Source organism: Flavobacterium panacis (genome assembly GCF_024649945.1).
Lineage (GTDB): Bacteria > Bacteroidota > Bacteroidia > Flavobacteriales > Flavobacteriaceae > Flavobacterium > Flavobacterium panacis.
On sequence record NZ_JANKMS010000007.1, the window covers coordinates 135,616 to 158,053 of the forward strand.

Here is a 22,438-nt window from a genome sequence, read left to right on the forward strand (position 1 = left end):
AGAGCTCCATTTCGATAGTTATGGGGCTCTTCTTTAAAATAATGCAAAATTTTTAACCTCAAAAAAAAATAATTATTATGAAAAACAACAAACTTTCAACTATGATTACGATTAAAAGAGATTTAGTTTTAATGAGCATTTTTTTTATGCTAGTGAGTATTTTTGGAAATGCACAAACCATTGTAGGGAATAATCCTTATTGTATTGCTAGTGGTCCAAATTACACGATTATTAATCCGCCTGCGCCGGGAACTTATGATTCAGTAGAATGGCTTTCTAATGATCCTGGGATTACTTTTTCGGGCAATCCAGATCCGTTAACTCTTTCTAAAGTAGTTATTAAGTCAGGAAATATAATTAATGCTCCAAGTAATATTTCGGCAAAATTTTATTTGGGTGGAACACAGGTTGCGGAAACTGGAATATTTAATTTTATTACAGCGCCCGCCCCATCATTACCTTCTTATGTAGTAACGAAAACAAGTGATTATTGTACCCCACAATATCATATCATAACATTGAATGTTGCTCCAACACCAAACCCAAGTCCTAATGCTAATTTTTATATTTCGCCTAGAGTAGCAGATGCGAGTATCATAATTACGCAAACGTCTAAGAATGTATTTGAATTGAAACTTCCTTTAAATGGTCAGCCTTATTTCTTATATGATGTTACCTGTACGGTTTCGGAAGCAGGTTGTTTGTCAAATTCAGTATCAGTTACATCTTACAGTAATTCTGTTAGTTTGAATTTGACGAATTGTGCCAATAATTCTACACCAGCAACAAATTATGATTTTACAGTAGCTCCAAATCCATACTCAAATGGGTATTTAACTATTGTTTCGCCAATAGTTACTTCTTTTGGAAGTCAGACAATATGCAGGATTTATAATACCAGTGGGACTTTAAATACTACATTTCCTTTGTCTACAACAAGTACTTCAACGTCTTACGCGCTTAGAAGTTCCGTCGGAGCATCTTTAGTACCAGGTGTTTATATTGTTCAGGTCATGTATCCAAATGGAACAGTGCGATCTAAAAACCTTATTGTAAATTAAAATATTCAAAAAAAACTCCATTTTCGGGATTCGATATGGAGTTTTTTACTTTAGTAAGTACAATCATAAAGTACTTACGTAATACTATTAAATACTTAAAAATGAAAAAAATAGCCTTACTATTCGCCTTTAGTTTTTCTGTCATATGTTTCAGTCAGGGAAATACGCATCAACAACAAGCTGGGAAATTTGATGGTCTAGCCATGACACCGCCAATGGGCTGGAACTCGTGGAATACTTTTGCAACCAATATTGATGAAAAATTAGTAAAAGAAACGGCTGATATAATGGTTTCTTCTGGTTTAGCGGCTGCAGGATATAATTATATCGTGTTAGATGATGGATGGATGACACATGAACGTGATCAAAATGGTGATCTGGTTCCTGATCCTCAGAAGTTTCCAAACGGCATGAAAGCACTAATCGATTATGTACATAGTAAAGGTTTGAAATTCGGATTGTATAATTGTGCAGGAACAAAAACTTGTGCGGGTTATCCTGGGACACGAGGATATGAATATCAGGATGCTAGATTTTATGCTAAATTAGGAATAGATTTTCTAAAATATGACTGGTGCAATACTGAAGGAATTACAGCTAAAGAAGCTTATACAACTATGAGTAATGCGCTAAAAATTGCAGGAAGGCCGATTGTTTTTAGTCTTTGCGAATGGGGAGATAATCAACCATGGGAGTGGGGAAAACCAGTTGGAAATCTTTGGAGGATTTCAGGGGATATTTATCCTTGTTTTGACTGCGAGTTCAAGCATCCAGAAAACTGGTCTTCATGGGGATTTATGAAAATTGCCGATATGCGAAAAGATATTCGTAAATATTCTGGTCCAGATCATTGGAATGATTTTGATATGATGGAAGTAGGGAACGAGATGAATAATACAGAAGATAAAACACATTTTGCGATGTGGTGTATGTTGTCTTCGCCTTTGTTTACTGGAAATGACTATAGAAAAATGTCTAAAGAAACTCTGGCAATTTTGACAAACAAAGAGCTGTTATCTGTAAATCAGGATAAGCTCGGAATTCAAGGATTCAAATACAGTATTTTAGATGGAGTAGAAGTTTGGGTAAAACCACTTTCAGAAGGAGCTTGGGCGGTAAGTTTTGTAAACAGAACAGAAACATCAAAAAAAATCAATTTTGACTGGAGTAAAAATAATTTCAAAGATTCGGATTTTGGATATGAAGCAGATTTCGCTAAAACAACATTCAAAATAAAAGATCTTTGGAAAAATAAAGAAGCAGGGAATACTAAGAAATCGTTTAGTGCAACAATTGCTTCACACGATGTTGTTACTCTAAAATTAATTCCTTAAAAACGATAATTATGAAATTGAAGCTTTGTTATATTATTTTTTCTTTAATGCTATTTACGAATGTTACAAAAGCACAATTTGTAAAAAAGCATGGACAGTTAAGTGTACAGGGAACTCAACTTGTAGATAAGTATAATAACCCAATTGTGCTCCGTGGTTTAAGTTTTGGTTGGCACAGCTTATGGCCAAGATTTTATAATGAAAAAGCAGTAAGCTGGTTAAAGAAAGATTTTAATTGTAATATAGTTCGTGCTGCAATGGGAGTAGAACTTGGTGATCTATCTTATATAAATAATCCGCAATTTGCTAAGGAGAAAGTAGAAGCTGTTGTAAATGGCGCTATAAAATCAGATATATATGTCATTATAGATTGGCACAGTCATAATGTAAATCTAAAAGAAGCAAAGCAGTTTTTTTCAGAGATGTCAAAAAAGTATGCTAAGTATCCTAATATTATATATGAAGTGTTTAATGAGCCGGATCATGAGACTTGGTGGGAAGTGAAAAATTATTCTGAAGAAATAATTAGAGTGATTCGAGAAAACGATCCTAATAATATTATTCTAGTCGGATGTCCGCATTGGGATCAAGATATTGATCTTCCTGCTGAAGATCCTATAACGGGTTATAGTAATCTAATGTACACAATGCATTTTTACGCAGCGACACATGGTAAAGAATTAAGAGACAGAACGGATGCTGCAATAAAAAGTGGTTTGCCGGTTTTTGTTTCAGAATCCGCTGGAATGGAAGCTTCTGGAGACGGACCATTAGATTATAAAGCATGGCAAGAATATATCGATTGGATGGAAGCTAAAAAGATAAGCTGGATTACTTGGTCTGTTTCTGATAAAGATGAAACCTGCTCGATTTTAAAGAAAACGGCTAATTCGGAAGGAAAATGGAAAGATGAAGATTTAAAAGAATCTGGGATTAAAGTTCGTGAGTATCTTCGAAAGTATAATAAAGAGTAAGTTAGGTTAGTTAGGTCGTTTTATTTGTAGAGCCCGTTCAGATAGTGAACGGGCTTTTTTTTTTGTTGTAAATATTTCGTTTTGGCTTTAAATGGTTTTAAGTTTTTTGAATGTCTAGATTGTTTTAGAATGATTTTTTTTGTAGGAATTTTTTCTTTTGTAGATTAGGGTTTGTTCTGTTTTTTTTAAAGGTTCTATTTTTGGGTTTTTATTTTATTTTTATTTGTACCCCTAATTTTTAAGGGGTAGTTTTTGTTTTGGAGTATGTTTTAGATATTTTTTGTTAGATTTTTGTAGTATTTTTTACTTCCACCTATGTGTTTTTGTGTTTTTGTATTGAATTGTTGTTGTTGAATTTTCAAAAACAATTATAGATAAATATGAAATAATGATTATTGGAACTTTAATTTTTGTAATCCGTAATTCTTCGTCTAAAACGTCAAAAAAGTAGTTTTGGATTATTCTGATGATACAAAAGTTAATAAATTCGCTAATGAAAATGATGATGATTTGAAGGCGCATAAGAGGTTTTAGAAATGACTTATACTATTACATAGATATATAAAAGATTAACTAACCAGAATCAATTAATAACTAAAAACCAATTTAAAACATGAAAAAAGCATTTCACATTTTAGCCGCGATGTTAACAAGTTCTTTTGCCTTTGCCCAAGAAGAAGAGGCAGCCGCTCCAGCAACAACATGGGGAGGTTCTGCAGATGCGTACTATAAATATGATTTTTCTAAACAAATGAATGGATTAACGAGCTTCACCAACTCTCAAAATTCATTCGAATTAGGAATGGCATCGATAGAAGCTAGTCATACTTTTGGAAAAGCATCTGTCTTTGTGGACTTGGGTTTCGGAAAAAGAGCAGCAGAATTTTCATATAATGAAACGCCTGATAAAGATGCGAGTGCAAAATTTTTACTTAAACAATTGTATTTCACATACAATTTGACTGATGAGTTTAAGGTAGTGGCGGGTAGCTTTGGGACTCATATTGGATATGAAGTATTGGATGCTGTAGATAATAAAAACTACAGTATGTCTTATGCGTTCTCTTACGGACCATTCTTTAATACAGGGGTTAAAGCGCAGTATACTTCGGGTAAATTCACTGCGATGTTGGGATTAACCAATCCAACAGATTTTAAATCAGCTATGGATGCTGGTTCTTATCAAAAAACGTTCATTGGACAAGTAGGTTACATTGGTGATACAGGAAGTGCTTACCTGAATTTTACAACAGGAAGTACAAATCCAATCCCAGGAAGTATAATTCCAGTTTCAGACGAAAACAAAACTCAGTTTGATTTGACTGCTTCTAAAACAATTAGCGACAGTTTTTCACTTGGTTTAAATGCAACTTATGCTAAAACTACAAATGATTTTGATAGTACTTTAGATGGTGAGTGGTTTTCTGTAGTAGGATACGCTAACTATTCATTTAGCCCATCATTGCTTTTGGCTTACAGAATGGAATATTTTGATGCTAAAGATGCAGCACCAAGTTTAACGACATTAAGTGGAGCAAGTGTATTTGCTAATACAGTTTCTTTAAACTATAAAGTTGGAAAACTTACAATTATTCCTGAGTTAAGATACGATTCAGCTTCTGAAGAGATATTCTTAGATAAAGATGCATTACCAACAAAAGGAAGCTTCTATGCTTTAATTGCTACAACATACTCTTTCTAGAGATAAAGATTGATATTTTTTTTTTTTTTTTGGAGCTGTCGAAACATACTAATGTTTTGGCAGCTTTTTTATTTTTAAGAAGTTTCAAGTTTCAAGTTTGAGGTTCCAGGTTGGAATTTCGGGTTTAAGATTTTAAATTGAAAATGATTTAGATGAGATAAACTATCAGGTGTTTTTGCTTAGAAGGGCTTTTCATTCGGTAGGAATGTTTGGTCGGTAGAAAGTTAAATTTGATTGCAATTATGCGTTCGTAGGAACGTCTGATTTAATGAGTTGATTTGTTGTGTGTGTAATAGAAAGTTAATAATCGAAAGGTTTTAAAATTGATTGTTTTAAAAGCAAAAAAAGCGTTTCTGGATACAGAAACGCTTTTTAATTTTTTAAATGATAAGGTTCTATTGAACCTGTTTTTTGTAAATCGAATAAATAGTATCGATTGTTTTTCTATCTAGAACCGAAGTTGCATCAGTCTGAATGTAATGTAATTTAAAGGCCTGAATTGCTGCTGTTAGATTTTTGGTGTTATACCCTATAATTCTAAGCGCAGGCTCAATTTTAAAATCAAATGGAGCAGGTTCTAAAACTTCGTCCGGCCAGATTCCAAAACCTTTTTCAGCAAGTGTCTTCCAAGGGAATAAAGCACTTGGATCTTGTTTTCTTCCTGGTGCAATATCGGCATGTCCCAAAAAGTTTTGAGTTGGAATATTATAATCTTTTTTCAATTTTGTCAACAAAGCGACTAAACTGCTAATTTGTGCTTCTGTAAATGGTTTGAAGCCATTATTGTCTAATTCAATTCCAATAGAGCAGGAGTTTAAATCTGTCGTTTTTCCCCATGTAGAATTTCCAGCATGCCAAGCTCTAAGGTAATCATTTAACATTTGAACTACTTTTCCGTTCTCAGAAATTACATAATGAGCGCTAACCTGTGTTTTGGTTTTGGTAAAAGTATTTATAGTTTGTTGTAATGAATCCTGAGCGGTATGATGAATAATAACGAAACTAGGTTTTCTTAAATTAAAGTTGACAGTTCCAATCCATTCCGTATTGATTCCATTTTGCAGATAGGTCGAGTTTGTTTTAGATAAAGTATCTTTTACAATCTTCAACTGCTGTGCGTAAGAAGTGTCAATAACAACATTAGTAGCTGGAATTGTCTGTGTTTCTTTGCTGGTAATCTGAGTTTCTAAAGTTTTAAGCTGTTGATCATATGCTTTTTCAGTATGCTTATAAGGATTTGTAGAACAAGCACTGATAGCAATAGCTAAAATAAGATAACAAAAAATCTTTTTTGTCATAATTCGTTGTTTATTAGTTTAAACGATTATTCTTCAATTTTCGTATCTGTATTTTCTTTTAAGTCTTTAGATTCCTCTTTAGAATCTTTGTTTTTCTTCTTTTTTGTTTTTCCTGTTTTTCCTTCTTTTAATTTCTCCATGAAGGTTTTGTATTTCTCAACCTGATCAGGATTTAGAAAAGCAGCAATTTTTTTATCAGTACTCTCTCTTAGGGCTTTTATTTGTTCAATTTTCTGTTCTTGATTACTGCTTTCATTTTTCAATAAAATACCTTGTTCTCTTAAACTGTCTGCCAAAACGTTTGTGATAGCAATTGCTTGTAAATCATCAAGTTTAACATCTGGTCTCATCTGTTCGACAATTTTATTGGCAGTTTCTTCGACAGGAATTTCTTTAGGTTTGCTTTGTGAGCCTTGTCCTTGTCCAGCCATCATGCTTCTGTCCATTCCCATTCCGCCACCTCTACCGTAGCCATTGCCATAACCATTACCGTATCCGTAGCCATTATTGTATCCGCCATATTGAGCAGAAACAGTAAAGCTGAATAAGCCAAAAACTAAAATAAATAAAGTTTGAAAAGGTTTCATAAAAGTGTTTTTATCTGTGATTAACAATTGTTCAGCGTAAATTTAAGCAGGTTCTCCGTATAAATCAAATTCTGTTGCTTCTATTATTTTGATATTAACAAATTCACCAGTTTTTACATAATGTTTAGAAGCATCAATTAAAACTTCATTATCAACATCAGGACTGTCAAATTCAGTACGTCCAACAAAATGTGCTCCTTCTTTTCTGTCAATAATACATCTAAAGACTTTGCCAACTTTTTCCTGATTTAAATCCCATGAAATTTGTGATTGTAATTCCATAATTTCATTAGCTCTGGCTTGTTTTACATCATCTGGAACATTGTCTTCCAGTAAATAAGCATGGGTATTTTCCTCATGAGAATAAGCAAAACATCCCATTCTGTCAAATTTCATTTCCTGAACAAAATCTTTCAAAATTTCAAAATCTTCCTGCGTTTCACCTGGATAACCAACAATTAAAGTAGTTCTAATTGCCATTCCTGGTACTGCAGCACGGAAATCTTTTAATAACTGAGTGGTTTTTGCCTGAGTTGTACCACGACGCATTGATTTCAAAATAGAATCTGAAATATGTTGTAACGGAATGTCAATATAATTACAGATTTTAGGTTCACGTTTCATTAATTCCAAAACATCCATAGGGAAACCTGTTGGGTAAGCATAATGCAAACGAATCCATTCGATTCCTTCTACTTTTGCTAATTCTTCTAGAAGTTCTGCAAGATTTCTTTTTTTATAAAGATCAAGTCCGTAATAAGTTAAATCTTGAGCAATTAAGATTAGTTCTTTTACTCCATTTTTGGCTAAGCCTTGAGCTTCTTTAACTAATTTTTCAATTGGTTGAGAAACGTGAGAACCTCTCATTAAAGGGATTGCACAAAAACTGCAAGGCCTGTCGCAACCTTCGGCAATTTTTAAATAAGCATAATTTTTTGGAGTTGTAGTTAAACGCTCTCCAAGTAATTCATGTTTATAATCTGCGCCTAGTGCTTTTAATAGTTGAGGTAGTTCGGTAGTTCCAAAATATTGATCAACATTAGGGATTTCTTTTTCTAAATCTGGTCTGTAACGTTCAGATAAACATCCTGTCACAAAAACTTTATCGACAATTCCTCTGTCTTTTTTATCGGCATATTCCAAAATCATGTTTACTGATTCTGCTTTTGCATTATCAATAAAACCACAAGTATTAATTACAATAATGTTTCCTTCTTTTTCTGCAGGAGCTTCATGTTCAACTTCTTTTCCATTTGCACGCAGCTGTCCCATAAGGACTTCACTGTCATAAACATTTTTTGAACACCCAAGAGTGATTACGTTAATTTTGTTCTTTTTTAAAGACTTGGTTCTCATACTTTTATAAATTGGAGTGCAAAATTACACTTTTTTTATTCAAACACCGCTTGTTTCGTTTTATTTAAATGATTTTTATGAAGGTTTTCGAGAGAAAAAATGCTGTTTCTCGTGTAAAAAAAAATCCGTTTAGTAAAAAACTAAACGGAAATTCTCATTCATCTATTTATTCTTAATTACAATTCAAATAATAGGGTAAGGGTAACGTTGTTTAACTTTGAAGAAATATTAGCTGGATCTGTAAGTCCTCTAGCAAAAAATCCTTGATTTGATTTTCTTTCTGCATAAGAGTAAGCTAGGTCTACTTTAGTGGCTCCAAAATTATAACCTAAACCTCCTGAGTAACTAGTTAAATCGCCAATAGTATTTCCGTTTTTGTAAGGACTTCCTTCAAAACGATATCCACCTCTTAAGCTTAATTGTTTGATTTTATATTCACCTCCAATACGAAGTTCTCCAGTATTGGTTAAGGTGTTCTTGATGTCGCTATTAAGATCTCTAAAGCCAGCATCACTTGTAGGTTTAAATTTTGTATTTCCATAATCTTTTATGGCATAGTCAATACTTAATAAACCTGATTTTCCAAAAACATAAGCAGCACTAAATGTCCATTTGGCTGGTGTTTGTAAAGTGTATGATTCGTATACGTTTACCACGTTTGGATTTACATTTGCATTTATAGGCTGGCCGCCAGCTTCCTGTCTAGTAGTGCTAAGGCTTTGTGAAGTTTCATCATAAAGTTCATACCATGTATTAGATTCGTAAGCAATACCTAGTCTAAAGGCTTCTGTTACTTTGCCAATTGCTCCTAATTGGAAAGAAAAACCATTTCCGTAAGTGTATAATTCATTGTTGAAGCGTAAATTTGAAATCGTTTCGTAAGGTTGCAATGGATTATTGTTGTCTTCATAAAAGCTTGAAGTTCGTCTAAAGTCTGTTATATGAACATTTAAATTAGCTCCCAAATAAAGTCTGTCTTTGTAAGAAGTTGCAATGTTGAAACCAACTTTACTGTTGTAGCCTCTTGTGTAAACTTCGTTTTCCTGGTAATAATTTCCTTGTCCAGGTGTAGCTCCGTCTGGCACATTGCTTATGTATTGAGTGTTTCCTGGTGTGTTTGCAACGGGGTCAATAATATGTCCCCAGTATCCCATATAAGCTTGTTGTTCAGTGTAAGGTAAATCTCTGTAATCTAATCCGTCTATATTTTGCAAAGGTATTCCGTTTGCATATTCGAGGAAATATCCATCTATAGAATGAGTTGGGTTTGTACCAAATACTCCATAATTGTTGTTGAAGTTGTTTGTGTTTTCATAAGTTGCACCAATTGCAATTTTGTTCCATCCATTGTTTGGATTTCGATCTTTGAAAACAAAAACTCCGCCTGCTTGATTTAAAGTGAAAGAATTTTTTTTCTCAGAATTTTGACCTTCAAAGTATTTAGCGTCATTCTTTATGTTTTGATTGGTGAAGGATACTCCAACCTGATTCGAGTTGAAAATGGCTGAACCTGCAGGGTTTACGCTTAAGGCTGATAAATCTCCTCCGACAGCTCCGAAAGCACCACTCATAGCTCTAAATCGGGCGGTACCAGTTAAATTGTCTTGTGCGTAACGTAAGCCGTCAGAAACTTCTTGAGAATATGACGCGCTGACAGTTAGTCCTGTTATAAGTAGGAAAAATATTTTTTTCATTTGGATAAGTTTTAGTTTGAATTAGTTTGCCGAGAGAAAAATTATCTTCTTCCTCCGCCACCGCCAGATCTCATTCCTCCGCCGCCTCCACCGCCACCAGATCTCATGCTTCCGCCTCCACCACTATTGTTCATAGAACGTGATGGGCTGCTAGGAGTGTAGCTTCTGTTTGAGTTACTGTTACTACTAGGAGTGTAACTTCTGTTTGAGTTGCTAGGAGTATAGCTTCTGTTAGTGTTTCCACTGTTGTTATAGTTGTACGATCTTCTGTTGTTAGAGTTGCTGTAATCTACACTATTAGTGTTGGCTCTTCTATTTGTAAAAGTTGGGCTGCTTGTTCCTCTATTATAGGTAGAATTTGAACTTCTTCTAAAATCGGTATACCCATTAGAAGATGATCTATTTGTAGTATAATTTCTGTTTGTGGTGTAACCGTTACTTCTGTTGGTAGTGTAGTTTCTGTTGTTTGTGAAACTTCTATTTGTAGTGTAGTTTCTGTTGCTGGTATAATTTCTGTTTCCATAATACGCTGCAGAACCTCTTCTTCCGTAAGAATAGTTGTAGTTGTTGTAGCTGTAGTAGCCGCCACCCCAATATCCTGGATAACCCCAGCCGCCACCCCAGTAGTAGCCTGGATAGCCCCATCCGCCACCCCAGTAACCTGGATAGCCCCAGCCATAGTAGCCGCCGTAGCCCCATCCGTAATAAGGGTAGCCCATTCCAAAACCTAATGACCACGTAGGATTTGTATAAACATTTACAGAAACATCAGAATTGCTGCTTCCCCATGCAGGATAGCCTACAGAGTTGGCTTGGATGCTGTCGTTTTCTGAGTAATTGGTATAATTGTCAACGTCGGTAAAAATTTCAGTTGGCTGATTGTCATCTTGCAAAGATCTAAAATAATCTGTGTATTGATTACTTGTGCCATTGGACTGCTGTACATAGCGGTTTGATGATGAATTACCATACACCCCGTCATTCTCATAATAAGATGAATTTTGGTAAGAACCACACGACGCTAATAATAAACTCAATAATCCAATTATGTAAAAATGATTAGAGTTTCGGCGAAGAGAAATGTTAGTTTTCATATCTGTGGTGTTTTTTATTGTTGCACATTACAAAAATAGTTAGTTTTGTCAAACTATTTAGTTAAAATTATTTAAAACAAAATTTGTGCCAAACTATATAATATGAGTAAGAACCTCACTACAAGATCAGAAGATTATTCGAAATGGTATAACGAGCTGGTTGTTAAGGCGGATCTAGCTGAAAATTCAGGAGTTAGAGGCTGTATGGTGATCAAACCATACGGGTATGCTATTTGGGAAAAAATGCAAGCTGAGTTAGATCGTATGTTCAAAGAAACTGGACATCAAAATGCGTATTTTCCATTATTCGTGCCGAAGAGCATGTTTGAGGCGGAAGAAACAAATGCTGAAGGATTTGCAAAAGAATGTGCTGTTGTGACACATTACAGATTAAAGAATGACGAAGAAAGACCAGGGAAGTTAATGGTTGATCCAAATGCTAAACTAGAAGAAGAGCTTATCGTTCGTCCAACTAGTGAAGCGATTATTTGGTCTACATATAAAGGATGGGTGCAGTCTTATAGAGATTTGCCGTTATTGATTAATCAATGGGCAAATGTAGTGCGTTGGGAAATGCGTACACGTTTGTTTTTAAGAACCGCTGAATTTTTATGGCAGGAAGGGCATACTGCTCATGCTACAAAAATAGAAGCTATTGAAGAATCTGAAAAAATGATGAATGTTTACGCTGATTTTGCTGAAAATTTTATGGCAATTCCAGTAGTGAAAGGAATCAAAACAGAGACAGAACGTTTTGCTGGCGCTGATGAAACATATTGTATTGAAGCATTAATGCAGGATGGAAAAGCTTTGCAGGCTGGAACATCGCATTTCTTAGGTCAGAACTTTGCAAAAGCTTTTGATGTTAAGTTCGCAAATGCTGAAGGAAAACAGGAACATGTTTGGGGTACTTCATGGGGAGTTTCGACTCGTTTGATGGGAGCTCTTATTATGACACATTCTGATGATCAAGGATTAGTTTTGCCTCCAAACTTGGCGCCGATACAAGTAGTTATTGTTCCAATTCATAAAACAGATGAACAATTGGCTCAAATTACGGCTGCGGTTAATGAATTGACAGCTAAATTGAGAAAATTGAAAATCTCAGTAAAATATGATGACAGAACGACACAAAAGCCTGGATTTAAATTTGCCGAATGGGAATTAAAAGGTGTGCCTGTTAGAATTGCTGTTGGTCCAAAAGATTTAGAAAATGGAACTTTTGAAGTAGCAAGACGAGATAATTTGTCAAAAGAGGTTGTTGCTGCAGAAAAAATCGTGGATTATGTTAATGATTTATTGGAGCAGATTCAAAATGATTTATTTACGAAAGCATTGGATTATCGTAATACTCACATTACAGAAGTGAATAGTTTTGAGGAGTTTAAAGAGGTTTTGGAAGGAAAAGGAGGTTTTATTTCAGCTCATTGGGATGGAACTGCTGCTACTGAAGAAAAAATAAAAGATCTAACAAAAGCGACTATTCGTTGCATTCCTTTGGATGCTGTTGAAGAGGCGGGAAGCTGTGTGTTTACTGGGAATCCTTCTTCTAAAAGAGTGCTTTTTGCTAAGGCGTATTAAAAAAAAATATATTTTTTTGCATTAGGTGTTGCGCAACTAAAAAATAGATGTATCTTTGCATCCGCAATACAGAAGCGCGGTCCGTTCGTCTATCGGTTAGGACGCCAGGTTTTCATCCTGGTAAGGGGGGTTCGATTCCCCCACGGACTACAAGTTATATTACATATTGAAAATTTCCAATTAGGAAAGTTGGTCCGTTCGTCTATCGGTTAGGACGCCAGGTTTTCATCCTGGTAAGGGGGGTTCGATTCCCCCACGGACTACAAAATTCAATTTTTAAATTGAAGAAAACTTAGAAGAAACTGGTCTGTTCGTCTAGGGGTTAGGACTCCAGGCTTTCGTCCTGGTAACAGGGGTTCGATTCCCTTACAGACTACGAAAATTAGTTGTAAATAAGTTTTATAAAACAAAAATTGGTGTCTCGGTTTTTGTTTTATTAGTTAAAACCAAAGTGATTGTTTTTATATAATTGTGGGAGGTTTTTCTTTTTTAACTAGTATTTATAATAATTATTACATCTAAAATTAAAGAAAATGGCAAATCATAAGTCAGCATTAAAAAGAATCAGAAGTAACGAAAAAAGAAGAGTTCTTAACAGATATCAGCATAAAACTACTCGTAATGCTATTAAAGCATTAAGATTAGCTACTGATAAATCTGATGCGACTGCAAAATTATCAACTGTAATCTCTATGATTGATAAATTAGCTAAAAAGAATATCATTCATGATAATAAAGCTTCTAACTTGAAGTCTAAATTAACTAAACACGTTGCTAAATTGTAATTAAAAAACAATTCGCTAAAAATATAAAAGTCCTCGTTTGAGGACTTTTTTTTTTGTTTTAAATATTTTGAAAAAAAATCAAAAAAAATCCAAATTCTAAAACTTTGATAGTTGTTAGAATTTGGATTTTTCTTTTTCAGTCTATATAGAGATTCTGAAATATGGTACTTAGATCTGTTGTTCTATCTTTTTTTTAAGATACTCCAACATTGGTAATGTAATGGGTTTTGATAAAAAATCGATGATAATCGGATATTTTTTCGCCTTAGCCAGATCATCTGGATCTATTGTGGAAGATAAAACAATTACTGGGGCAGAATTAAATTCATTGTAATCTGAAGAAGTAAAATGATCTAAAAATTCCCAGCCTCCCATTATTGGCATATTTAGGTCTAAAAAAATGAGTTCTGGTTTTCTTTTGTTTTTGTCATTTGTGTATTTTAAGGTGTTGAAATGATGGAGTGCTTCTTCACCGTTTTGAGCTGTAATTACTTCATGAGAAAATGAAGATTTAGAGATTACTTTCTTGCATAACATCAATGTGATGGGGTCATCGTCAATGCATAAAATCTGCTCGAGCATAATAATTAATTTTTAAATGTTATTGTAAATGTAGTTCCTTTGTTGACTTCGCTTTCTATAGAAATTATTCCTCCCATTGTTTCTACTTGCGATTTTACTAGATAAAGACCTAGTCCCTTGCTGTCTGGATAATTATGGAATCTTTGATATAATCCAAATACTTTATCTCTGTTTCTTTCTAAATCAATTCCAATTCCGTTGTCTTTGAAAGTTAATATCGTTTTGTTTTCTATTTTTTCCGCTGTTATGGATATTTTTAGTTTTCTGTTTTCTGATTTGTATTTAATTGAATTGGTTAATAAGTTCAGTAAAATGCTTTCCAGATAAGCTTTATTTGTGATAAGCTCTGGAACTTTGTCAAATTTGAGTTTAATTATAGGTTTGTGCAACTCTATTTGAAAAGAAAGTTGGCTGAAGACATTTTCAAAAACTTCTTTTAAGGAAACCTCTTCTTTTTGCATAGAAGGGTTGTCTTTGATAATAATAACTTTTACTAAATCGTTGATGGTTTCGTTTAGTAAATGTGTTGACTTGGTGAAGCCTGCCAGAATTTCCTCTAGTTCTTCGTTTTCTAATGAAATATCTTCCATTAAGTTTAAAAGACCAATTAAATTAGATAATGGAGCTCTAAGATTGTGCGATGTAATGTATGAGAATTGCTTTAAATCTTTGTTGTTTTGCGTGAGCTCTCGAATTAAATGTTCTTTTTCTGTTTCTAATTTTTTCTCGTCTGTGATGTCTCTTTGTATGGAGATCCAATGTGAAATTACTCCTTCATTACTAAAAATCGGAATCATCGAAAAACGAACCCAATATTCTTCTTGATTTTTAGTATATGTTATGGTTTCTATTAAGCATTCTTCTTCATTTTTTATGGCTCTCAGAAGTTTTTTTAGTTCTTCAGAATCCGATTTTGGACCTTTGAATATGTTAGGTGATTTTCCTATTATTTCATTGGATTCATAACCTGACATTTGAGAAAATGCTGGATTTACGTAAACTATTTTTGGAATTTTTCCGTCAGCAGCATTGGCTTCTGTAATTAAAATCGAATCTTTTGACTGCGTAATTACAGTTTCTAAAAGTTTTAATCGCTGTTCTTCTTCTTTTTGTTTTGTGATATCTTGAATTGCACCAATCATTCTTATGGCTCTTCCGTTTTCATCTTTTAATAAAAAGCCTCTATCCAAAACATATTTGTAGGTTCCGTTTGCACATCTAAATCGGTATTGATCCTGCCATTTTTCTGTTTTTTGTTCAATAAAAGAGTATAATTTTATTGACATTCGGATACTGTCTTCCGGGTGAATCTTGTCAAACCACCATTTAGAAGTTTTTCCAACTTCTTCACGGTTGTAACCAAAAACACCTTCAATACCTTTGTTCCAGTTAATACTGTCCTCTTGTATTTTCCAATCCCAGATAGTATCGCTGGTAGCTTTTGCCACTATGTCGTATTTCTCGTTAGATTCTTTTATTTCTTCGTTGATTTTGTTTAACTTTTCAAAAATTGTAATGCTTCTTTTTTCGTTTTTTGAAAGTATAAAACTGAAAACCAAAACCGTAGTCAGAATGAATATAATGTCTTTAATTAATGACAAATTTGGATATTCTGAAGGAGAAAAGTAGGTTGTGAATAACTTATGACATAAGACCGCCATAATTATCGAGATGATTGTATAAATAAGAGTAATTTGGAGAGTTTTACTTTTCATCACTTCAAATATAGTTAATTTAACTATAACTAAACGTATGTTAAGATCATTTTGAGCCCTATATTTTGCTGTTTTATATTAACTAATTGATTGTATATACGCAAACTATGACAGAAACATTTTTTTTTAGAAAATAAAGTGTACCTTTGCGCCCATTAAAAATCACAGATGGAATCTATTAGAAACATTGCAATTATTGCCCACGTCGATCACGGTAAAACCACTTTGGTTGATAAAATTATGTATCACTGTCAGTTATTTCGTGAAAACGAGAACACAGGTGATTTAATCCTAGATAATAATGATTTAGAGCGTGAGAGAGGTATTACTATTACTTCTAAAAACGTTTCTGTTCAATACAAAGGAACAAAAATCAATATTATTGACACTCCTGGCCACGCGGATTTTGGAGGTGAAGTAGAACGTGTATTAAACATGGCCGATGGTGTATGTTTGCTAGTTGATGCTTTCGAGGGACCAATGCCTCAAACTCGTTTCGTTTTGCAAAAAGCGATCGATTTAGGATTAAAGCCTTGCGTGGTTATCAATAAAGTAGATAAAGAAAACTGTACTCCTGAAGAAGTACACGAAAAAGTTTTCGACTTAATGTTTGAATTAGGTGCTACTGAAGAGCAATTGGATTTCCCAGCTGTTTACGGTTCTGCAAAAAATAACTGGATGTCTGACGACTGGAAAAACCAAACAGAAAACATTGAACCATTATTAGATATGGTTATTGCTAATGTTCCTGCTCCTAAAGTTTCTGAAGGTACTCCTCAAATGTTGATTACATCTTTAGATTTCTCTTCTTTTACAGGTCGTATCGCTATCGGACGTCTTGAAAGAGGTACTTTAAAAGAAGGAATGCCAATTTCTTTGGTAAAAAGAGATGGAAAAGTAATCAAATCAAGAATTAAAGAATTACATACTTTCGAAGGTTTAGGCCGTAGAAAAGTTGAAGAAGTTGTTGCTGGAGATATTTGTGCTGTTGTAGGTATTGAAGGTTTTGAAATTGGTGATACTATCGCTGACTTCGAAAACCCAGAAGCTTTACAAACTATCGCTATCGATGAGCCAACAATGAGTATGTTGTTTACAATTAACGATTCACCTTTCTTTGGTAAAGAAGGTAAATTCGTTACTTCTAGACACATCCGTGAAAGATTAACGAAAGAGTTGGAGAAAAACTTAGCGATGAAAGTTGGAGAAACTGATTCTGCTGATAAATTCATGGTTTTTGGTCGTGGTGTACTTCACTTATCTGTTCTTATTGAAACAATGAGAAGAGAAGGGTATGAGCTTCAAATTGGTCAGCCACAAGTTATCATCAAAGAAGTTGATGGTGTGAAATGTGAGCCAATTGAGGAATTAACTATCGACTTACCAGAAAACCTTTCAGGTAGAGCGGTTGAGTTCGTAACTATCCGTAAAGGTGAAATGCTTTCTATGGAAGGTAAAGGGGAGCGTATGATTATTAAATTCAACATTCCATCTCGTGGAATTATCGGTTTAAGAAATCAATTGCTTACTGCTACTGCTGGTGAAGCTATTATGGCGCACCGTTTCATCGGATACGAACCATACAAAGGAGAAATTCCTGGACGTAACAACGGTTCATTAATCTCTATGGAAAACGGAAAAGCAATTCCTTACTCTATCGATAAATTACAAGATCGTGGTAAATTCTTCGTTGATCCTAACGAGGATATCTATGAAGGTCAGGTTATTGGAGAAAACACTCGTAGCGACGATATGACTGTTAACGTTACTAAAACGAAAAAACTTTCTAACGTACGTTCTTCTGGAGCTGATGATAAAGCTAGAATTATTCCAGCTATCAAATTCTCATTAGAGGAAGCTTTAGAGTACATCCAAAAAGATGAGTATGTTGAAGTTACTCCAAAATCTCTTCGTTTAAGAAAGATTTACTTAAGTGAAACTGATAGAAAAAGATATAAAATCTAATTAGTTTTAACTTTCAATATAAAAAATCCCAAATTCCAATTAAGGAGTTTGGGATTCTTTTTTTATTAAAATGAAATTATGTTTTTCAGAGATTGGAATTTGGAATTTAAAAATTGGAATTTTTTAAAGCTTATCTTTTCAAACTAAAATGACCTTTTACTTCTCGTCCGTCTTCCAATTTTATAGTGTACCAATAATCATCTGCTGGCATTGGACTTCCCGTATAAGTTCCGTCCCAACCATTACTTGTAGCGGTAATTTGCTTGATTAATTTACCAAATCGATCAAAAATAAGAATTTTTGCACCAGAATTTAAAGTTTCATTTGCTCCCTGAATATTCCAATAATCATTGTGACCATCATTATTTGGAGTGAAAAATTTAGGAATTCCAAGTACAGCAATTGTTTTTGAAATTTTCCCACAGTTATTTTTATCATTCACATAAAGTTCATGTATTCCGGGACGAATATTTTCAAGAAGATTTGAGTCTTGAAAGGGACCATTTGAATCATCAATACTATATTCATAATCTCCAGTTCCAGAAACATTTACTTCGACAGTGTTGAAATCTGATAAGTCTGAGATAGAAACAGAATTAAGATGGGCAATATCTGAAGCAGTTACAGTAATAGTTCTGGTTCTGCTACAACTGTTCTCTTCTTTACTAAAAACTTCTACTGTATATTTCCCTTCTTCATTAACTTCTAATGCTTCACTAATTTCTCCCGGAATTATATTTCCATCTTTTGACCAGATATAGGTGTAGGTATTCGCAGGGATGTTTCCAATTCCGGCATCCAGTTTAACAAAAAATGAAGGTAGATTTGAGCAAACTAATTCGTCAGCGCTTTTATCACTGTTAATATCAATATCGGGTCTTGGATTTACTTTTAGACTAATAAATGGTCCAAGCCCAAAGCATGCATTGTCCAGATTGCTGTCTACTCGCACCCAAATATTTTGTTGCGTTGGAGTTGTATTTCTGTAATTGGATGGATTTGTAATTGCATTCGTTTCTGATAAAGCATCTGCTTCATTAGTATAATATTTTATAGAATAATTTGAACCTGATAAAGGAAGCATTGTTTCAATTTCGGTAGAAATTCTGCTAAAGTCAAAGGCAGCAATTCCGTCTGTGTCACTGCTTATATTTTCTATAAAATCATCGCAAACAGCAAAATTTCGTTTAAAAGAAGGATCAATTTGTGTTGTTGAAACAATCAGATTTAATTGCGCAACTGAAAAACATCCGTTTGCATTTTCAACTCTAGTCCAAATACTTTTATTTCCACTGAAAAAAGCAAGTGGATTTGAAATTAATGTAGCAGCATCTTTTGTGTTGGCGCCATTTAAAGTTGTGTAGTAAGAGAAAGTCTCGTTTGTTGAATTCGTCGAAACAAAATTGTTTTTTTCGGTAAGATTAAAATAAGAAATACCATCAGTATCGTCATCACATTGAACGATTGTAACTGGTGAATTTAAAACAGGCAGAGTAAAAATAGTTAAACTTACAGAATTGGCAGAAGTTAATCCACAAGCATTATTGTTTCTGTTTAATAATACACGATATTGGTTGCCATTCATGCTATTGCTTGTTTTTTGAATAGTTAAAGCTGTAGTCTTAGTTCCGGAATAAACAGCATTTTCTGGCAATGCATTCCAAATAGTTCCACCATCGCTAGAGAATTGCCATTGAAAACTTTCAGCATTCGATTCAACTACGAAAGTTGCTTTTTCCAATTCACAAACAGTTTGATTTTCGGGTTGTTTGGTAATGAAAATTGGGGTTGCAATAATATAATTGCCATTTGGAGTAGTATAACCATCAGTTCTGCTGGTTACAACTCCGAAAGAATTTACAATGATTGGAATATCTCCCAATTGACCATCAAAATTCGGATCAGTAAATCCGGCTTCAATAACATCATTACAACCATCATCATCACTGTCAATTTCAGTGTAGTTTTTTATGTCATCATTATCCGAATCTAAAACCGTATATTTTAAAACACCACTATCAGGACTTGTTTCTAAAGAATCTGATAAGCCGTTGATTCCGAAATCTGATGAGTCAATTATTCCATCTTGATTAATGTCGGAAGCATTACTTCCAGATTCGGTCAAATCGTATATTCCGTCATTATCACTATCTAAATCAAGATAATTTGGAACGCCATCATTATCAGTGTCTAAAGGAGTGGCTCCTAAAACAAACATATCATCCAAACCGTCTAAATTAGCATCAATATTCGATAAGGGGTTTGGTTTTAATTGTGCTTCAATTAAATCCGGAATTCCATCATTATCTGAATCTAAGTCTAACTGATCCGGAATTCCATCGCCATCTGTATCTTTTGGAACACAAGTGGCAACAAGTTTAAAGCTTGATTTGTTTCCAGCAGTATCAGAAAGATTTTTATGAGTAATTTTAAAAGATTGTGTTTGATAAGACTGAAATTTGAAAGTACCAGATCCAGCGGCTAAAGGAACATTTCCATTTAGTCGAAAACGGATTTCGAAAGAAGAGAATTCGGTAACCCCACTTTCATATATTCCGTCATAATTGGTGTCGATTAATAACTGATTGTCAGGATTTAGAACTGTAAAAGTTTTATTGACATCAGAATTAATAATGTACTCAGAATCTGGATTTAATAATTCATCTGTATTAGCGGCAGCATTATATTCTAAACGAAGATTTATTGGTTTTGCAAAGTTTACGTTATAACTCACAGAAGAAGTTTTTCCAGGTATAACTTCGGTCACAAAACTGCCATCTGCTTTTCCTAAAAATGGAGTGGGAGCAGAAAGTGCAGAATTGCTAATCCTTGCAGAAAAAGAATTATTGTAAGTTCCAACTTTGACTAAACCTGAATTTACATTTGAAAGATTTACAACCTGATCTCCATAAGATTCAGCACAGTTTGTTATTCCGTCGTTATCATAATCAATGTCTATATTGTCGTTGACCAGATCGTTATCAAGATTAATTGGACATTCGCTCACCGGAATTTTGTCTGAGAAAATATTGGTAACGCAACCAGAAATACTACCTCTTACCTGATAAAAACCAGGTTGTGAAGGACTATAATTGTTTCTAGTTTCTCCTAGAATAAGAACATCATCTTTGTACCACTGAAAAGTATCATAAGAAGAAAGCGTATTTATTTTTAAAGATACATTCGGAATACAGGAAGAATTTTCAAGTGTAATTTTACTGCTAACAATTTCTGGTTTTAAATCAAAACCAGAATAATATCCTCCGTATGTGGCGTAACCATTGGTTCCAAAGTAAGAAACGTATATTTGTTTAGTAGATTTAACGGCTATATTTCCAGATAAATCAGGTATTGTATAACGTACAAACTCAGTTGTTCCCTGAATTTCTAAAGGGGCAATTTCGACAGGCGTATTATTTAATAAAACTGAAGCTCCTTTCTCCGTTACAATATTCAGAAATCCGTTAAAAGTACTATTTCCAATAGATTGAATCTGAGGAATGTTGTCGACTGTATTTGGTGTTGCACAATTTATTGGAGGAACAAAAAACAAATTTTGATTGGCAGGATTTGTTGTTCCTCCAATACTCTGATAGGCAAAAACATTTGCTGATGTCTTTACATATAAACTTCCATTACTAAAATTACTTCCATCAAGTGCTATGTATTCTCCGCTATTCAGTGTTTTGTATGAAACTGAGGAACCATTAAGAAAAACTTCTGTATTGTCGTAATGTGCGACCAATAAAACACGTTCTAGTTCATCTGTGCCAAGACCTTGTATGAAAATGTATTCTTTTCCTGTTTTTTCTAAAGAAACAATTTGGTCAAAACCAACATCCCTTCCTACTGGAGAAACTCCATTTCGCATAGGTTGTGTTAGAGTACTGTTGCTTCCTCCAAATGATCCTGAATTAACTACAACTGATTTGTCTGAGGTGACTAATGCCCCAATCATTTTAGAGCTATTTGAAACTGGCTGGCCATCATTATAGTTTTTTAAAGCCAGTACGTAAGATTCATTTTTATTTAGAGTAACTGTTATTGGTCCCGAAACAAGTGTTCCGTCTAAAAGTTTCGCGTCATTTTGAATATTCGAGATCGTAATTTTTGTTCCATTTTCTGTAGCCATTATGGAGGCAAAATTTAACAAAGTTTCATCGTAAAGAGGATTTAACATTGCACCTAATCTAAAAATGGTACCAAGAGCACTGTTTCCTTTAGATACTAATCCTCCTCCCTGATTGAATACTTTATCATTTTTTCCTGCATTAACTCGTGCGCTTACATAAATTAAGTCTTCCGCTTCAATAATATATCCGCGATTCGATACAATTCCAGTTTTAGAAAGTGGTGTGAACAATTGTGTGTCAAGACCTGTTGCAATGTAAAAACGATAAGGATTATTGTTGTTTACAGTCCCATTTACGACATTCCCTCCATTGGCTATAATTTTAAAATTTACGTCCGTGAGGCTAGGGGTCGAAATATATAAATATTGGTCTTCTGCAAATCCTGCTACAGAGATAAGTGGAGGTATATAATGCGTTTTGCTAAATTGTGAGAAACAATTTAGAGCACAAAATAGAAAAAAAAGAAAGAGTACTATTTTTTTCATTGGCTTTTTAAACGGCTGTTACAGATAAGAATCGTCTAAAACCAAAAATAGGATTATTTTACTTTACTTTTAAGTTTAATTTTCTTTTCTTC

15 protein-coding genes and 3 tRNA genes are annotated in these 22,438 nt (G+C 33.9%); 10 read left to right on the forward strand and 8 right to left on the reverse strand.

The window, feature by feature from the left end; all coding sequences use genetic code 11:
• Positions 1 to 77: 77 nt before the first annotated feature.
• The 4 genes from NQQ59_RS15635 to NQQ59_RS15650 all read left to right on the forward strand — a co-directional run bounded on the left by NQQ59_RS15635 (position 78) and on the right by NQQ59_RS15650 (position 5,071).
• Complete coding sequence (locus NQQ59_RS15635) at positions 78 to 1,061, forward strand: T9SS type A sorting domain-containing protein (RefSeq protein ID WP_144218441.1); 984 nt, start codon at positions 78 to 80, stop codon at positions 1,059 to 1,061.
• A gap of 101 nt (positions 1,062 to 1,162) precedes the next feature.
• A complete protein-coding gene (locus NQQ59_RS15640; protein ID WP_144218443.1) occupies positions 1,163 to 2,395 on the forward strand; it encodes a glycoside hydrolase family 27 protein in 1,233 nt (410 codons plus the stop codon).
• Positions 2,396 to 2,406: 11 nt separating this feature from the next.
• Positions 2,407 to 3,369, forward strand: a complete 963-nt coding sequence (locus NQQ59_RS15645) for a glycoside hydrolase family 5 protein (protein ID WP_144218445.1) — start codon at positions 2,407 to 2,409, stop codon at positions 3,367 to 3,369.
• A 613-nt stretch (positions 3,370 to 3,982) separates the two neighbouring features.
• Positions 3,983 to 5,071: an outer membrane beta-barrel protein gene (locus NQQ59_RS15650; protein ID WP_144218447.1), complete on the forward strand. Its 1,089-nt coding sequence runs from the start codon at positions 3,983 to 3,985 to the stop codon at positions 5,069 to 5,071.
• A 395-nt stretch (positions 5,072 to 5,466) separates the two neighbouring features.
• On the opposite strand, the gene NQQ59_RS15655 is transcribed toward NQQ59_RS15650, so the two are convergent.
• From NQQ59_RS15655 to NQQ59_RS15675, 5 genes are all read right to left on the reverse strand, one after another.
• Positions 5,467 to 6,369 carry an N-acetylmuramoyl-L-alanine amidase gene (locus tag NQQ59_RS15655; protein ID WP_144218449.1) on the reverse strand — a complete coding sequence of 301 codons (903 nt, stop codon included), beginning with the start codon at positions 6,367 to 6,369 and terminating at the stop codon, positions 5,467 to 5,469.
• A 26-nt stretch (positions 6,370 to 6,395) separates the two neighbouring features.
• Positions 6,396 to 6,956: a hypothetical protein gene (locus NQQ59_RS15660; protein ID WP_144218451.1), complete on the reverse strand. Its 561-nt coding sequence runs from the start codon at positions 6,954 to 6,956 to the stop codon at positions 6,396 to 6,398.
• Positions 6,957 to 6,998: 42 nt separating this feature from the next.
• Positions 6,999 to 8,312 (reverse strand): 30S ribosomal protein S12 methylthiotransferase RimO, encoded by a 1,314-nt coding sequence (gene rimO / locus NQQ59_RS15665; RefSeq protein ID WP_144218453.1) that lies wholly within the window; start codon positions 8,310 to 8,312, stop codon positions 6,999 to 7,001.
• A 176-nt stretch (positions 8,313 to 8,488) separates the two neighbouring features.
• Entirely contained in the window at positions 8,489 to 10,006 is a 1,518-nt protein-coding gene (locus NQQ59_RS15670; RefSeq protein WP_144218455.1) for an OmpP1/FadL family transporter, read from the reverse strand.
• Between the two features lie 41 nt (positions 10,007 to 10,047).
• Positions 10,048 to 11,100, reverse strand: a complete 1,053-nt coding sequence (locus NQQ59_RS15675; RefSeq protein WP_186296629.1) for a hypothetical protein — start codon at positions 11,098 to 11,100, stop codon at positions 10,048 to 10,050.
• A gap of 102 nt (positions 11,101 to 11,202) precedes the next feature.
• Between NQQ59_RS15675 and proS the strand changes: the two genes are divergently transcribed.
• The 5 genes from proS (at position 11,203) to rpsT (ending at position 13,466) form a co-directional block, all read left to right on the forward strand.
• On the forward strand, positions 11,203 to 12,681 hold the full coding sequence (gene proS, locus NQQ59_RS15680) for a proline--tRNA ligase (RefSeq protein ID WP_144218457.1): 1,479 nt from the start codon (positions 11,203 to 11,205) through the stop codon (positions 12,679 to 12,681).
• A gap of 78 nt (positions 12,682 to 12,759) precedes the next feature.
• Positions 12,760 to 12,831, forward strand: a tRNA-Glu gene (locus NQQ59_RS15685).
• 41 nt (positions 12,832 to 12,872) lie between these two features.
• A tRNA-Glu gene (locus NQQ59_RS15690) sits at positions 12,873 to 12,944 on the forward strand.
• Positions 12,945 to 12,985: 41 nt separating this feature from the next.
• Positions 12,986 to 13,057, forward strand: a tRNA-Glu gene (locus tag NQQ59_RS15695).
• Between the two features lie 157 nt (positions 13,058 to 13,214).
• The gene (gene rpsT / locus NQQ59_RS15700; RefSeq protein WP_089052957.1) at positions 13,215 to 13,466 is read left to right on the forward strand and encodes a 30S ribosomal protein S20; all 252 of its coding nucleotides are present in this window, start codon (positions 13,215 to 13,217) and stop codon (positions 13,464 to 13,466) included.
• A gap of 168 nt (positions 13,467 to 13,634) precedes the next feature.
• Here the strand turns inward: rpsT and NQQ59_RS15705 are convergent, their stop codons facing one another.
• Positions 13,635 to 14,048, reverse strand: coding sequence for a response regulator (locus tag NQQ59_RS15705; protein WP_144218459.1), 414 nt, complete (start codon positions 14,046 to 14,048; stop codon positions 13,635 to 13,637).
• Positions 14,049 to 14,053: 5 nt separating this feature from the next.
• On the reverse strand, positions 14,054 to 15,763 hold the full coding sequence (locus NQQ59_RS15710; protein ID WP_144218461.1) for a PAS domain-containing sensor histidine kinase: 1,710 nt from the start codon (positions 15,761 to 15,763) through the stop codon (positions 14,054 to 14,056).
• A gap of 168 nt (positions 15,764 to 15,931) precedes the next feature.
• Between NQQ59_RS15710 and typA the strand changes: the two genes are divergently transcribed.
• Complete coding sequence (typA, locus tag NQQ59_RS15715; protein ID WP_012026900.1) at positions 15,932 to 17,728, forward strand: translational GTPase TypA; 1,797 nt, start codon at positions 15,932 to 15,934, stop codon at positions 17,726 to 17,728.
• 130 nt (positions 17,729 to 17,858) lie between these two features.
• Here typA and NQQ59_RS15720 read toward each other — a convergent pair whose 3' ends face one another.
• Positions 17,859 to 22,346 carry a T9SS type B sorting domain-containing protein gene (locus NQQ59_RS15720; protein ID WP_144218463.1) on the reverse strand — a complete coding sequence of 1,496 codons (4,488 nt, stop codon included), beginning with the start codon at positions 22,344 to 22,346 and terminating at the stop codon, positions 17,859 to 17,861.
• Positions 22,347 to 22,438 lie beyond the last annotated feature (92 nt).

Excerpts from the sequence above, each read along its gene's own strand:
- NQQ59_RS15635 (WP_144218441.1), top strand. The coding sequence starts at position 78 with ATGAAAAACAACAAACTTTCAACTATGATTACGATTAAAAGAGATTTA.
- NQQ59_RS15640 (WP_144218443.1), top strand. The coding sequence starts at position 1,163 with ATGAAAAAAATAGCCTTACTATTCGCCTTTAGTTTTTCTGTCATATGT.
- NQQ59_RS15645 (WP_144218445.1), top strand. The coding sequence starts at position 2,407 with ATGAAATTGAAGCTTTGTTATATTATTTTTTCTTTAATGCTATTTACG.
- NQQ59_RS15650 (WP_144218447.1), top strand. The coding sequence starts at position 3,983 with ATGAAAAAAGCATTTCACATTTTAGCCGCGATGTTAACAAGTTCTTTT.
- NQQ59_RS15655 (WP_144218449.1), bottom strand. The coding sequence starts at position 6,369 with ATGACAAAAAAGATTTTTTGTTATCTTATTTTAGCTATTGCTATCAGT.
- NQQ59_RS15660 (WP_144218451.1), bottom strand. The coding sequence starts at position 6,956 with ATGAAACCTTTTCAAACTTTATTTATTTTAGTTTTTGGCTTATTCAGC.
- rimO (WP_144218453.1), bottom strand. The coding sequence starts at position 8,312 with ATGAGAACCAAGTCTTTAAAAAAGAACAAAATTAACGTAATCACTCTT.
- NQQ59_RS15670 (WP_144218455.1), bottom strand. The coding sequence starts at position 10,006 with ATGAAAAAAATATTTTTCCTACTTATAACAGGACTAACTGTCAGCGCG.
- NQQ59_RS15675 (WP_186296629.1), bottom strand. The coding sequence starts at position 11,100 with ATGAAAACTAACATTTCTCTTCGCCGAAACTCTAATCATTTTTACATA.
- proS (WP_144218457.1), top strand. The coding sequence starts at position 11,203 with ATGAGTAAGAACCTCACTACAAGATCAGAAGATTATTCGAAATGGTAT.
- rpsT (WP_089052957.1), top strand. The coding sequence starts at position 13,215 with ATGGCAAATCATAAGTCAGCATTAAAAAGAATCAGAAGTAACGAAAAA.
- NQQ59_RS15705 (WP_144218459.1), bottom strand. The coding sequence starts at position 14,048 with ATGCTCGAGCAGATTTTATGCATTGACGATGACCCCATCACATTGATG.
- NQQ59_RS15710 (WP_144218461.1), bottom strand. The coding sequence starts at position 15,763 with ATGAAAAGTAAAACTCTCCAAATTACTCTTATTTATACAATCATCTCG.
- typA (WP_012026900.1), top strand. The coding sequence starts at position 15,932 with ATGGAATCTATTAGAAACATTGCAATTATTGCCCACGTCGATCACGGT.
- NQQ59_RS15720 (WP_144218463.1), bottom strand. The coding sequence starts at position 22,346 with ATGAAAAAAATAGTACTCTTTCTTTTTTTTCTATTTTGTGCTCTAAAT.